The organism is Micromonospora psammae, assembly GCF_036902725.1.
In the GTDB taxonomy this organism is placed as follows: Bacteria; Actinomycetota; Actinomycetes; order Mycobacteriales; family Micromonosporaceae; genus Micromonospora.
The window spans coordinates 570,326-584,484 of the sequence record NZ_JBAKHM010000002.1 but is presented as its reverse complement, the minus strand read 5'-3'; the positions used below and the strand labels follow the sequence as shown (position 1 = coordinate 584,484).

The following is a 14,159-nucleotide window of genomic DNA, read 5'->3' as shown; positions in this document are numbered from 1 at the left end:
CAGGCACCACCGAACGGCAGAATCTTCACGTTTGCCGTGTGAGTAGCCGACGGCCGATGGTTACTTGACCGCACGGTGATGGCAGAGCCCGCGCCCCTGTCGGCAGGCGCCGCACTCACGCCGGCAGTTCAGGTGCCCTTGCACCGCTCGCCGAGCGGTGCGAAAGCTTCCCGCGGGCTGGCACGTACGAACGGCGGCAGATGCGGGTACCTCACCTTCGGCCGGATCGTGGTTGCCCCGCGAGTTCAATCTGCGACTGTTCGATCCGCGGTGGGGTCGCCCAGGTGGAGAAGTAGGCCGGTCGGCTTCGGTCAGCGTGGTGGGCGAGGCAGGCGGGTGACGTTGCGGGCGTGTTCGAGTGCTTCGCGTAGCTGGTGGACTTCGAGGGTGAGTTGCTGGATGTTCGAGATCGCTACTTCCAGGTTCGCGGCGAGGTTGTGGTTGTCGCGGCGTAGTCGGGCGTTGTCGTGGCGCAGGTTCGTGACGGTGGCGCCGTCGATCGCGGGTGATGCTGCTGGCGTGGTACGGCCGGGTGTGAGCTCGGCGCAGATTTCGGGGAACCGACGACGCAGGGTGGTGTTGGGCAGTCCGAGGCGCTGGGCGAGGGCGAGGACGCTGGGCCGGCGGCCGGTGATGGCGGTCTCGTGGTGCAGCGCGTCGAGGGCGGCGCGAACGTCGGTGTCGGTAAGCGGCGACGGCTGTGTCATGGTGCCTCGGCGGGTTCGTGACGGGTCAGGAACGTGGTGATCTTGTCACGGCGGTCGGTGAGGCGGTGGATGAGCAGTGGCGGCAGGGGTGGCCGTTGGTCGAGTTGAATGCTGATCTGGTCAGCTTCGGCGCGCAGGGCGGTGCGGTTGGCCGGGGTGAGCGCGGTGTTGCGGCAGTCGAGCGGCTGGCAAGCGGCTTGGGCGGGGCGGGTGGTGCCGCCGCTGTCGGGTCGGGGATGACACATGGCTTTGGCGGGGTCGAACACGCAGGTGCTGTAGGTGCCGGGGTAGATGTGTGGGTCGCGGCGCTGCATGAGTCGTTTCAGGCGGGCGGGGTCGGTGACGACGGTGCCGGTGAACCCGGCGCCGGCCGCCGGGTGGGCAGGCGATGGTGTGGTGGACGGGGCGGTGTCGGCGGCGGCGGTGAACGTGGTGATGCGGCGGCGGGCGTCGGCGGCGGCGGGTCCGGTCAGGTTTGCGTGGTGGTGGCTGGTGGTCATCGCCAGGAGGTGTTCGCCGCGGGCGAGGGCTTGTTCGGCTTCGACTTCGACGCGGAAGCCAGATTCGGAGGTACCGGCGTAGCCTTCGAACATCTGGATGCTCAGGTGCCGGTACTGGATGGCCCCGGCGATCGCGCCGCCGGGGCGGCGGGCGATGTGCCAGGCAAGGGTGCGCCGAAACTGGCGGGTTTGCAGGGAGTGTTCGCCTGGCATGGGCGGGATCGTGTCGGTGCGGCCGTGGGTGTGGCAGTAGGTGTTGACCCAGGCAGTGAACTGGTTGAGCAGTTCATTGGTGCGTCCGACGTGTTGCGTACGGGTCGGGCGCGGCTCGGGGCTATTGCGGGTGCCGCCGTTGGCGACGGTGCGGAACAATTCGTCGACGGTGTCGGGCTGCAGTCGTTGCAGGACGTCAACGGCGCGGGCGGCGGCTGCGCCGATGACCCAGTTGGCGGTGGTGCCGGCGGGGTCGGTCTCGCCTTTGAACGCCAGGCTGGTGATCGTCCACCGGTAGGGGTGGCCGGTGCTGTCGCGGTGGGTGCGGACGCAGCTGCGACGCAGGTGCTTGATCTCGCTGTCGCGCATTCCGGACAGGTAGGCGATGGTGATGTAGCAGGCAGCCTGCAGCAGGATCGCCAGCGGCACCGTGCCGTTGGGGTCCGACGTCGAGGTGCCGATGTGCGGCAGCCACGGTTGCCCGTCAAGCCGGCCGGTAATCGGGATCGGCACCGGGGGCGAGACCGTGATGCCGGTGCGGGCCGCGACCGCAGCGATCTTCGTATCGTTCTGCGGGAGGTACAGCGCTGAGTCGCTGCAGCCGATCTCGGCGGCCAATGCCGAATAGTTCACCTTGCCGGCATGCCCGGGCAGCGGACGACCGGAGGACAGGTAGCACTCCAGCGTCGCGTGGAGCTGCTCCTGGACCGCCGCGACGGGCAGCCGGCTGCGCCGCGGAGCGTGGCGGTGCTTCTGCCAGTGCGCGCGGGCGGCGATGATGTCCGGTGCGAAGTCGTCGACGAAACGCAGGCACCAGGCCAGCAACGGTCCCATGACGTCTTCGGGGATCCGCAGCGTGGTGTTCTCCGCGCGGCGGCGGGTGCTGTTGCCCCAGCCGTCGGCGTCCAACGGGTCGACGCTGAGCCCGTCGGTGGGCAGGACGGTCCGGTAGCGCCAGAACAGCCGGACGGCGACCTCGGCGACCTCCCGCGATGCGCCGCGGCCCAGCACCGAGTCCAGGTGCGAGCTGTAGGCGGCGAGATCGGCAGCGGTCAGGTCCCTCAGCGCCTGCTGTTGCGGTCGAGTGTCCAGCCAGATGGTGAAGCGTTTGAGGTCGACCAGGTGCCGGCGGATCGACAGGATTTTCGGCCGGGCCTCGTTCGGTGGTAGGTCCCCGCTGAGCATGACGTAGCAGAGTTCTTTGACCGAGGTGCGGTAGGCGGCCGGAATCGGGGCGAAGTTCAGCACAAGCGCCCGGGCTTGTTGCTGGAAGATCGCCGGGGTGAGGTCCCAGACGTCGCCATCGAACGAGGAGGTGCCCTCCAGCGTGTGGCCCGGGCGCAGTGGCCGATCGGCGAGGACCAGGCGGCCACACCACCTGTGCCGATCGTCACCGTCGGGCCATCCCGGGCGGCCTAGGGCGGCGGATGCGGTCGCGTGGCTCACGGGTGCTCCCAGGGCTCGTCGACGAGGTCGAGCAGCGCGTCCGGGACCTGAGCCAGGCGGGCGCGTGCGACCTCGGCCGGGGTGAATCGGGGCAGTACATCGCTGCGAATCGCGGCCCACGCTGGCCCGTATCTGGCCCACCACTGCTCCTCGGTCATCTGTTGCCGGCGTTCTTCGAGCGCGATGAGTAGCGCCAGCAGTCGGGGCAGATGGCTCGAGTCGATCAGGCAGTTGCCGCAGTGGAAGCAGTCCAGGAACGACGACCGGCAGGCCCGGCCGGTCGCCGGATGGCTGCTCACGTCGCGACAAGCCGACCAAGGCCCTTCCTGGCCGCCCTGGTGCGCGGCGTCATGCGACATTGAGGGCTGGCCGGAAACGGTGGGGCGTACCGGTCCGGCAAGGGCGCTGCGGTGCGCGTCCAGGGCGGCCTGCTCGGCGGCGGTGATGGCATCACTGGTCACCTCCTGCGCCCATTCGCGCGCCACCGGGTCGGCCTGCAGATAGTTGCGGAACAGCACTACGGCCGTGTTTGACCGTGCCGCTGACGGCAGATGCCCGCCAAGCGCCCGAGTCCGGCGAACCTCGACGCTCGTGCGCAGCCGCTTGAACGCCACGGGCAGCGGCTGCCCGTCGTCGCCGCGCAGCCGATGCTGGTCCAGGCCCCACTGCCGGACCTCGATCCCTGCGGTCAGCGCCGCCGCGAACGGGTTACCGATCTCGTTGACTGTCGCACTGGCCTGTCGGCGTAGGTTGCGCCAGACCGCCCAGAACGACGACGGGCCGGTGCTCAGCTCCCGTCCGCAGGCCATCAGCCGGTGCAGCAACAGGTAGACCCCACCGGGATGGTGCAGCTCCCGACCGGGCGGACCGATCTCCCATGTCACAGTCTGCACCCACCGTCCGGCGCCGCGACGTCGCTTGGTCAGCTGGACCTCCACGGCGCGTCCGTCTAGCAGCCGGTGCTGCGCCGGCAGTTCCTTGACCGTCTCGATGTTGCGGCCCGTCACCGCGACCAGGAGGACCAGCATCGCCGGCACATCCCGGCGGGTCACGAACAGCGGCTCGGCAAGCTCCCGCCGAGAACGGTGAGCATTGAAGCCCTGCCCGCTTCCTGGCGCAGCAACGCCCTCGGCTGCGATTTCGGCAAGCCGCAAGGCCTCGGCCCGCTCCATATCGGTCAGCCGCGCCGGCTCGAGCGACAACCGGCCCAGCAACGTCTCGGTGGCCTGGAGCCGGTCACGCAGCTGCATGACGTCACGGCGGGCGGTGTCGACGATCAGGGCCAGCTCACGATCGCTGTATCCAGCCGTGCCCCCGCCGGGCGTGCCCGCGCCGCGCAGCCGTAACGCGCCGATCGCCGCCGCATCGATCACGCCGGCGGCCGGCTCCAGCCGCAGCAGCCGCCACACGTGATCCGCTCTGCGAGCGCCATAGACCGGGCCCGCCCGGCCAATCTCCGCAGCGGTGTAGGCGTTAACGTCGTCAACGCCGACGGGTCACCCGGGCAGTCAGAGCGCGCCTCCAAGAACCGCAGGAACGCACGAAGGTTGTTCCACGCCGCCAGCGACGACGTCGATGTGCGCAACCCGCCGGCCGGCCCCACCCGCCGCGCCAGCACTTCCGCCAACACCGGATGCCAGCCCGGCAGCGGGCACTGTGCGAAGTCGAACGTCCGCCGCCGACCGTCTTCACCCTCGAACTCGACGACCGGGTTGCCGGCGCTGCTCACCCGCTGCACCGAGCTCGGCGCGTATGCACCGGAGGGCAGCGGTGCGCGCACGCCCGGCCGGGTGCTGCCCCGGCCGGTCCGGTTCACGCCCGCACCGCCAACACACCAGCTGCCGCAGGCGGCGGATCCTCCCAGCCGTCAGGCACCAGCGCCATCCTCGTATGCATCTCAAGCTCGGCCAGCGCGTGCAGGTAGATCTGCGTCGTCAGCACCGACCGGTGCCCGAGCCGGCGACGCACCCAGTCCAGCGGGTCACCGAAAATGCGGGTGTAGTGCTCCCGCTGCGGCGCCACCATCTCATTTAGTGCCGCGATATGCCCGCGCTGCAGCTGCTCCAACGTCACCACCGCGAACGTGTGTCGCAGCATATGCGCGTGACACCGCACCGCCAGCCCCACCGCCGCGCACCTCCGGTTCGCCTCGGCAAACATCGCCTTCCACGCCGACACCGATAGCGGCAGACCGCTCTCACCCAGCCAGAACCACGCTGGAGCCAACCCGCCCGGGCCATCGACGAGCAGCCGCTGCCGCTCAGCGAACCCCAACTGCGCCACTTTCACCCTCTCCGACGAGCCGGCGCGCCGCGCCACCGCACGATCCGAATCCTCGACCACCCACGGCCGCCGCCACGCCGCGTACCGGCCCGCCGCCCGCGCCTGCTCCACCACCTCGGCGCGGTCCCACTCGACATACGCGGCCAGGTCGAGTGCGATCGACGCCGGCACGTAGACCCACCGCGCGGACCGGCCCTTCGCGACCGCCTCGCTCAGCCAGAACCGCTGATAGCCGCCGTAACCCCGACCGAGCGGAACGTCGAACACCGTCAACGCCGCCTGCTCGGACAACCGCAGCCCCGTACGGACCATCAAGTCGCAGAACCCGCTATTGCGGCCAGCCCACCGACCACGGAACCCCGCCCTGGGCAGCCCATCGGCGGTGAACCCTCGCACCCCGACATCGCGCCATCGCCGATACGACTCCGGCGGCAGCCACTGCACCCGCTCCCGCACCACGTCATGCGAGTACGTCGCCGGCCGCTGCTCATCCAACGTCCGAGCACCAGCCCGCCCAGCGCCGAAACCAGCCGGCCGGCGCGACACCTGTGGCACCGGATTGCTCGCCACGTGACCGCGGCGCACCGCCCAGCGGTAGAAGCGGTTCACCGCAGCGACCTCCCGGTCCCACGTCGCACCGGCCACCCGAGGCCCATCTGGGTCCCGACGCCGCCACACGAGGTAGGCGACATGATCAGCTTCGGTGGCGTCCCGCCACGACCGCTTCCCCCGCGCCGACCACAGAAACGACAGGAACGCCGCCAGATCCCGCGCGTACCCTGCCTGCGTCGTCACCGCCGCCGCCCGCATCGCAGGATCGACGAAGAACTCGTTCAACGCCACGTCGTACTCCAGCGACGGCGACACCAGAAACGGCGTACCCGGCTCCAGCCCGGACCCCGCCAGCCATGCTGGCCAACCCGCGCACACCTCCGCCATCCCATGAATCGGCGACGGCGGCACGATCAACTCGGCGCGCGTAAACAGCACACGCCACACGGGGCTCGTCACGGCCGTGATCATGCCGGTCACTGACCGGGTGTGCACAAGGCATCATCATCAAACGGCTCGACAGCCGCTACGAGCCCGACAAACGCGGCTGGCAGAAGTACCGGGCCTACCACACCACAGAGGCCATCATTGGCGGCGTCAACCCTGACCTCGGCAACCCGCAGACTCTGCTGCTCGGCCGCCTCGACGAGCACGGACGACTCCGCTACGCCGGTCGCACCCACGCCCTGCGGCCCGCCCAGCGCGCGGAGCTGGTTGACCTGCTCACGCCTCACACGCCGGCACCAGACGGGCCCACCCACCCCTGGCCGCAGCCACTGCCCGCCTCCTGGACGGGACAGCTCAACAGGCCACAACCGCTTCCCTACACCCCGATTCTCCCTGCCGTCGCCGCCGAGATCGACGTCGACACCGCCTACGAGCACCACCGGTGGCGCCATCTCGTCCGCTACCGACGCCCCCGCCTCGACCTCGCCATCACCGACGTACCGCCACTTGATGGTCAACCCTGACGCCGACACCAACTGAACTCACCCGGAGATCCGGGGCCGTAGTACAGGCACAGCATGATCAGGGCGTCATCCACAGGTCGCAGAGTTGTCACCGCCAAGAGACCCGGCCTCGCGCGCCAGCGAGCTCGACCGAAAGCTGAACACGTCGGCGAGGAGACCGCCGCGGCTGCTGGCCACGGCCCAGCTTCCGGCAGTGCGTTTCCTCGGCGCCTGCGCGGCCCTGCGTAGGTGGAGCAGCCCCGGTCGCAGGCCACCGACCACCGGTCCCCGCGCCGATCAGCCGAGCGGGGGCCAACTACATGTACTTCCGGTGCTGCGCGTCCGGCGAGTGCTCCATGGGCGAACCCTGGCGACCGGGAACACGCGCGAGCCTGCGACGAAGCGGGGAGCCACGTCAGTCGGCAAGGTGGCGACAGGTCGTTAGGCTCTTGAAGAAGCACGCCCAAGATGCGACTCTCACTCGCTATGAGCCGGAATCGACAAGGGCGCCCCCGCCAGCCGAGCGACGACGTCGAGGACCGACGCGAACGGCGTGACTCACGAATCCGCGCCGACCGCGTCGAAATCGCAATGGCGGAGTTGGATGACAGACCGCCGACCGACGACATCGAATTCGGGCCCGATCGAGACACGCGTGCATGGCGCGGAGGATCACCGGGACTCGGACGAACCCGATGACCTCGTCCACGCGGTGTATCGCAGGCTTGTCGCACATGATCTGAGCGGGGGCTTTTCTGCTTCGGCATGCGGGATCTGCGCGAGCGGTTCGCCCGCCGGGTCCAGAGCCGCCCGACGGTTACCGCTGCGGCACCGGTACCGGCGGCTGCGACCCGAAGTGCACCCCGGTGATCTTCCCGCCACTCGGCATGAGAATGGACAGCATCCGCTGCCGCCCGTCCGCTCCCGGGTCTCGGATGAACCACAGGTGGTAGAGCGCGTCCGCCGGGATGTTCTCGAAGTCGGCGAGCGCATGCTGGAGGTACAGCCGGGCGGTGGCCTGCTGCTCCGTGGCGGTCTGCAGGTGGATGTCGTCGGACTTCAACTCCAGGAAGCCGAGGACGTTGCCGGTCGTCCAATGGCCATCCAGGTTGGATCGGCCGGTCAGCCAAACGTTGGTCCGTGCGCCGAGGAACCACATGGTCTGCTGCTGGATGGGCAGCGGACCGAGGAAGAGGTGCTCGGCGAGGCGGCCCCGCATCCGGTTCGCCACGGCGGTCAGTTCCGGGCGGCGAATCTGCCCGTTGACCATCAGACGCTCGAACGCGTCGATGATGCCCAGCCGGGTCGACGGTCCGTACCGGTCGAACGCGCCGGACTCGGCGACCTCGATGATCTGCCGGCAGTCGGTCATCACAGCGCGTTGCTCCGGGGTGAGGCCGGGGTGGTGCCGGGCGACCTCGGCGGCAAGCGCGTGCCAGCTGGGGTGGCTGCGGTCGATGCCCAGGTTGTCCAGATTGATTGTGCGGCGGGGCCGGCGCAGCGGCGGAATCAGCTCCAGCTCCCGGCGCAGCCTGTCGCCGTTCCGCTTGATCAGCCGCTCGATCAGTGCCGGCCGGTCCGCCTCCGGGGTCTGCTCCAGCAACGCCTCGGCGCGCAGGAGAACGTCGTCGAGCCTGACGGTGCCGAGGCCGCGCAGCCGCAGTACGAGCAACGGGCCCCACCGCCGGCCGAACGCGATCGATGCCGGATGCGACGCCAGGCCGTACAGTGACGTGGTCCGGGCCTGGATCTTTCCGACACTGCCCAGGTCCGGGTGCGCGAGCAGGCTCAGGAAGGCCTCCCGCCCCTTGGCGGCCTGCGCGAGTATGGCCGCCGTCTTGTCCGGGTTGTAGGCGGCCCGCAGCAGTTCCAGTCCGACGGTGGCGGCGCCGGGCAGCACCACCGGCTCGGGCGGCGGCCCGGGACGCTGGCCCATCTCGGGCACGTGGGCCAGCCGCTCCGGAGGTGCCGGTCGCGCCGGCAGGTCGCCCTCGGGCAGCAGGAGCAGCCGCCGGCCGCCGGTGCCCTGGACCAGCACGGCGTCCGAGGTCTCCGTGGGCTTCCGGGTGGCGGGCGGGTAGGCGACATCGAGCACGGCCCGGCCATCCTCGCTGTAGGTCACCAGGCCGGGCAGCAGGCCCTCGAAGGTGGTTACGGCGTCCGGCCAGGTCAGCGTCGCGCTGATACCCGCCTCGGCCAGCCGTAGCTCGATTTCGCCCTTGGCCGCGGCGAGCCGGAGCTTGGCGGCGTCGCGTTCCGGCCCCGCGGCCATCTCGTCGACGAGCTTGACAAGCCCGTTCCACGCGTCGGCGGCACGACCGGCCCAGGCCCGGAACTGCTCCGGGGTGGCCGTGCCGTCACGGACGGCGGCGAAGTCCTCGGCGACCTGGGCACGTTCGGCTTCCAACTCCTGCAGTCGCCGCTCGCCGTCCGTGCTGAGCCGGCCGCGGGCGTCGCCGAGCCGGTCGATGAACCTTGTCGCGAGCAGACCGCCGACCATGATCGTGCCGGTGGTGGCGGCCTGCGTCACCGCGGCCACCACGCTGTCCCGCAGGCTGCGCAGCTCGCCCGTTTTGACCAGGTGCTGCACCTCGCCAAAGCCGAAGGTGGTGATCTGCTCGACGGCCAGCCGGGCGGCGTGCTCGGCCCGGTCGCCGGACCGGGCGATGGCCTTGAAGATGTCGCCGGAGCCGAAGAGCACGACGCGGACGACCGCGGTCTGCAACGCCAGCCAGGCGAGGTCCTCCTGGAACGACGATCCGGTGATGGACTGCGGTCCGAGCAGCAGTTCCGACCCACTGCGCGCGACGAGCGTCTCCCACATCAGCCGGGTGGTGACAACGCCGGCCAAGACGACGAGGGCGCCGAACACGGTGGTGGTGTCGACGACGGCGGCCAGCGCCACGCCGGCGGCGGCACCCACCGCGCCGGCGGTGATGGCGGTGGCGACGCCGATGGCCACGGCGGCGGCGACGGCCTTGGCCGTCTGGTGCAGCTCGACGGTGTCGGTGAGATCCTTGAAGTCCTCCTGGTACTGCGGCCGCCCGGTGACGGTGGCCAGTACGGCACGCGCCAGCCGTTCCGCGTCCGTCGCCTCGACGTACTTGCCCTGCTTGTGCAGGAGGATGCTGTGCTCGACGTGGGTGAGCGCCGCGGCGAGCTCGAGCACGTAGCCGTCCGCCCGGTCGGCGGCGTCGCTGGGCAGCAGCGGTTGGTCGGCGAGCCAGGACAGCTGCTCGCGGACGAACAGGATCTGCACCGCCAGGCTGATCGCGCTCAGCCGCTGGCTGAACCGCAGGTACGGCTGCATGTAGTCGTGGAACGGGTAGCCGCGCACGCTCTGCAGGTCGGTCAGCAGCCGCTTGCGCAGGAACCAATCCTGGCCGGGGTCGGTCATGCCGACGCCGGTCTCGGCGTCCGCGGCCCGTTCCGGCAGCGCGTCGGATTCCCGCTCGGCGCGCAGCGCGACCAGGTCGGCGACCTGGTCGGCCAGCTGCCGGATGGTGCTCTCCAGACCCTTGCTGTCGTGCAGGTAGAGCAGCGGCATCCTGGTCGAGAAGGCGCTCATCAGCCGGTCGCCCGCGTTCTGCTCGGCCTCGATCCGGTGCGCCGGCGCCGCGTCGAGGGCCGCCGCGATCGCGGCGCAGTACGCCCGCCGTGCCTGCTTCAGCAGCCCGCACAGCTCCAACTCGAACGGGGGCAGGTAGCGCCCGGGCCGGACCAGGTCGGCCAGCTGGCGCAGAGTCGGCCCGAGCGTCACTACCATCACCCAGGCCAGTTCGACGCCGCGTGCCCGCCGGGCCATCGTGGTGGCCGACGGTGCGGGCGCGTCGGCGGGCGGGTTCGCCCAGGCGTACAGCCGCCCGCGCACCGGCCGCAGCTCCAGCGCGTACGGGACCAGCTCGTCGACGGCCTCGTACAGCTCGGTGAGGAGCACGTGGTGCGGCACCCGGCTGTGGGAAGGCTGGTTGACCGCCATCTGCTCGGGCCGTCGCATCCCCACACTGCCGAGGACGGCTTCGCGCACGCCCGGTTCGCTCAAGGTCTGGGTCATCTGCTCCCCGCCTCCTCGGCGCGGCGACGCCGCGTCCGGACATGTCCAATCGTTCGATGTGCGACGTCTTCAGTGAGCTGCGGCCAGATGGTCAGGTTGCGGGCCTGCGGCGTCTCGGGCGGCACGACCGGCCGCAGCCTGAGCCCGCCGAGGATGCCAGTCAGGATCGGCACGGTCCTGCACCTGTCATGTCTGCTGCCCCGCGAGGAGGTCAGCGCAGAAGTCGTGCAGGTCGCAGTTGCCCTCGAGCAGGTCGCGTCGGGTGATGGCGTAACGGATGCCGGGGATTCCCGTGTCCTCGATGGGGATGCCGTCGGCGGGTCCGCTGCGGATTGCGCGGCGGATGGCGAGGGTGAATCCGACACCGGCGGGCAGCGGCGCGAAGGCGTACGGGGTTCCGGTGAGGGCGTCGCGGAGCAGTCTGTCACTCCAGACGTTGGCGCCGCCGGCGCCGGTGGCCTGCCCGACGGTGACCAGAGGGCCGATCCGATTGTCGAGGAAGCCGGCGGCGAACAAATCGCCGGAGGAGTAGGTGTTGGAGTCGGCGACGGCGAGGACGGGCCCGGTGTAGCGCTGGCCGATGTCGTTGCACCAGTCCGGCTCGGTCAGCGGAAGCGGCTGGGAGTACAGCTCGCCGGTGGCGATGGCGTTCTCGAGCGACGCGGTCCAGGCTTCGAGCTCGAGCCGGTTGAAGGGGCTGGCCGCCATGGCGCGGGTCAGCGGGGAGGCCAGCAGAGCGAACCGGGTGGGAACGATGGTGTTGGGCGTGAACAGCTGCAGCAGGCGCTCGGCAGCCCAGATCAGGCCGCCGGGATTGCCGCGTAGGTCGATGATCAGGCCTCGGTCGGGTAGCTGGGCGAGCAGGCGGATGGCCTCGGCGATGAACGCCTCGTGGTCGTCGACGTCAAAGCTCCAGATGCGCAGGTAGCCCAACTCGCCGCGGCGGGTGCTGATGAGGCGCGCGGCGATAGTGTCCTGCATCTCGGTGGGCAGCCAGTCGCCGGCCGGCGCCGCGGTGCGGGCCTGGTCCGCCTGCCACAGGGCGGGAGCGAACATGAGCTTCTTGGCGCGGCGGACGGCTTCGCGGGCCGGGTCGGCCGCGACCTTGAGGCGTACGCCGGAGCTGGGTTGCACGGCGGTGCCGGCCGCGCCGGGCATGATGCGCCGCCACGGCACGCGGACTTCGTCGTCGTCGCCGTCCAGCGTGCGATAGCCGACGATGACCCACTGCTCGTCCGGGGGCGGGCCGTAGTCCAGGGCGCGAAAGGTGAAGGATTCGAGGGCGCGAGCGCGACGCGCGTCGGGTCGTCCGCCGGTCTCCCGCTTGGCGTAGATGTCGACCGCACGGGCGAAAGGGATGCCGTTCCAGTGCAGCAGCTCCACCCCGGGGACGAAGGTCTTCTTGCGAATGCCCGAGTTGGCCGCCAGTTTCGACACCAGGAAGGTGGGCTGCTGGTCGCGTCCGTAGCATTCGATGAGAAACGGCAGCGCGGCGACGCTGCCGCGAACGGTGGCTGGTCCGCGGTAGCGGGTGTGCGCGTCGCGCAGCCCGGTGACCAGGCCCGTGACGGCCAGGTGAAACTCCCCGTCGGTCATGTCGACGCAGCGGCGCCGCAGCAGCTGCAGGGCCTGCACGGGATCCACAGCGTAGCCGGCGCGCTTCTGCGGCAGGTGGCAGTAGGCGCCCTCGATCACGCATGCGAGAGTGTCGATCACCTGCAGGCGCTGCCCGCCGTCGAGCGTCGGCTCGGCGCCGGGTGCACGCGGACGGCCGACGCGGCGGGGCACCTGGCCCGCGGCGAGTTCGGTGCCCTGCTGCGCGGCCAGCACGTCAACGGGAAGTTTTGCCAGCATCTACGCCTACCTGTCGTGTCGGGGGTCCGGGAGAACTAGCGGTAGTAGTCGGCGAGCTTGTGCAGGACTCCGCCGTGCCAGCCGCGACCGACCAGCGAGGCCAGGAACGCCTCGTCATGGGTGAGGCTGTCCAGCGCAGGGATCCGGATCTGGGTAAGGTCCTTGGGCAGTCCACCCACCGGGGCGATACCGGTGGGCATGTCCAACGCCAGGCGCAGCGGTGAGCCCGGGTCGTCGAAGGGTCCGCTGTAGGCGGCCAACCGGGCCAGACCGAGTTCGATCTCCCGCTTCGGGTCCGCGCGTACCTGCTCCAGCCGGGCCAGGATCTCCTCCCACGGCCACGCCTGCGCCGGGTCGTCCGGCCGGGTCAACGACAGCACCCGCCGCTGACCGGCCACCGTCAGGTCGGTGACGGGCTGGGCGCTCGACCTCCTCATCAAGGCCGGCGTGCCGTAGCGGGCCTTGCCGTTGACGACCACGAGCTGGACGTCGCGTTCGGTGGCTTTCACCACGGTGGCGAACGGGTCTGCGCCGGACGCCGCCCTGATGACGGTGACGTCCCCGGCGGCGTACGGCTGCAAGCGGCCGGTTTGCCGTCCCCAGCTGCGGGCCAGCACATCACCAGGGTTGGCCGTCACCATCTCCACGAGTTGCGCGTCGGCCAGCGCCCACCCGTGGTGGTCGGCGACGATCCGAGCCACCTTCAGCTCCCCCAGCACGTTTTTGCTGCCCGATGGAGCCCAGTCCGAGCCCAGACATATCGGAAGCCTGGCGTCGCGCGCCGCGGGCACGTCCGTGGTGGTGCCGTACAGCCACAGGTTCGACAGCGGCGACCACACCACCGCCCCGCGCTCGGTCCACTGGGCGAACGCCCCCGAATCCACGGCATTGCAGTGGATGGCCACGAACAGCTGCTGAAGGCAGCCGGCCGCCACGGCGTCGCGGAACTCCGCGGCCGCGACCGTACCCGGCTGTCCCTCCGCACAGTGGTACATGAAGAGGCTTCCCGCCCGCATCCGGTTCGCCCGCTCCGCCAGCGCCGTCGGTGTCATCGTCAACGTCGACGCGTACACCAGGTTCCGGTTGCGGGTGCCCCAGGTCTCGTCCTCCACGTTGCGCACCAGCCACCCGTCGCGTGGCCGGTTCTTCGGGGGTGAGCCCTGCACGCTGGTGGTGCCGCCGACGATCGCCTTCGTCTCGGCGTAGGCGAGCAGCTCCTGCGGGGCGGCGGTGACGAACGCGTGAGCTGGCCACGTCACCGACGCCGCATAGGAGCGGGCCCGGGTCCACGAGTCGTGATGCGCGAAGGGTGCCTGTTGCGTGGGCTCGCTCCACAACGGCAGCGTGTTGTAGGCCAGGTGGTTGTGCAGGTCGATCAGTCCCGGCAGCACCAGGGAGGTACCCACGTCCACCACCGGCGCCGCCTCGAAGCCGGCCGGCCCCGCCTGCCGGCTCCGCGTCACCGCGGCGATCATCCCGTCGTCGCCGATCCACACCCGGCCCCGAAACGATGCCGAGGTGTCCGCGGCCACGGCAGGATCAGAGGCCAGCGGCACCACCCGGCCAGCGATCACCAGAGCCATCGGCGTGCTCCCTCACA

Annotated in this window: 9 protein-coding genes; all 9 read right to left on the bottom strand. The window is 70.5% G+C overall.

From position 1 onward, the window contains the following. Positions 1-311: 311 nt before the first annotated feature. Complete coding sequence (locus V6U79_RS05985; RefSeq protein WP_334521378.1) at positions 312-707, bottom strand: hypothetical protein; 396 nt, start codon at positions 705-707, stop codon at positions 312-314. Next, positions 704-2,866 carry a hypothetical protein gene (locus V6U79_RS05980; RefSeq protein WP_334613798.1) on the bottom strand — a complete coding sequence of 721 codons (2,163 nt, stop codon included), beginning with the start codon at positions 2,864-2,866 and terminating at the stop codon, positions 704-706. Before V6U79_RS05980 ends, V6U79_RS05985 begins: the two co-directional genes overlap by 4 nt. Then, positions 2,863-4,275 carry a hypothetical protein gene (locus V6U79_RS05975; protein WP_334613796.1) on the bottom strand — a complete coding sequence of 471 codons (1,413 nt, stop codon included), beginning with the start codon at positions 4,273-4,275 and terminating at the stop codon, positions 2,863-2,865. Before V6U79_RS05975 ends, V6U79_RS05980 begins: the two co-directional genes overlap by 4 nt. After that, on the bottom strand, positions 4,236-4,682 hold the full coding sequence (locus V6U79_RS05970) for a hypothetical protein (protein ID WP_334613794.1): 447 nt from the start codon (positions 4,680-4,682) through the stop codon (positions 4,236-4,238). The genes V6U79_RS05975 and V6U79_RS05970 overlap by 40 nt, the downstream gene beginning before the upstream one ends. Next, entirely contained in the window at positions 4,679-6,172 is a 1,494-nt protein-coding gene (locus tag V6U79_RS05965) for a tyrosine-type recombinase/integrase (RefSeq protein ID WP_334613856.1), read from the bottom strand. Before V6U79_RS05965 ends, V6U79_RS05970 begins: the two co-directional genes overlap by 4 nt. 5 nt (positions 6,173-6,177) lie before the next feature. After that, the gene (locus V6U79_RS05960) at positions 6,178-6,435 is read right to left on the bottom strand and encodes a hypothetical protein (protein ID WP_334613792.1); all 258 of its coding nucleotides are present in this window, start codon (positions 6,433-6,435) and stop codon (positions 6,178-6,180) included. Between the two features lie 1,033 nt (positions 6,436-7,468). Beyond that, positions 7,469-10,705 carry a hypothetical protein gene (locus V6U79_RS05955; protein ID WP_334613791.1) on the bottom strand — a complete coding sequence of 1,079 codons (3,237 nt, stop codon included), beginning with the start codon at positions 10,703-10,705 and terminating at the stop codon, positions 7,469-7,471. Positions 10,706-10,891: 186 nt separating this feature from the next. Continuing rightward, positions 10,892-12,559, bottom strand: coding sequence for a S41 family peptidase (locus V6U79_RS05950; RefSeq protein WP_334613789.1), 1,668 nt, complete (start codon positions 12,557-12,559; stop codon positions 10,892-10,894). 35 nt (positions 12,560-12,594) lie between these two features. Beyond that, entirely contained in the window at positions 12,595-14,142 is a 1,548-nt protein-coding gene (locus V6U79_RS05945) for an amidohydrolase family protein (RefSeq protein WP_334613787.1), read from the bottom strand. Between the last annotated feature and the right edge of the window lie 17 nt (positions 14,143-14,159).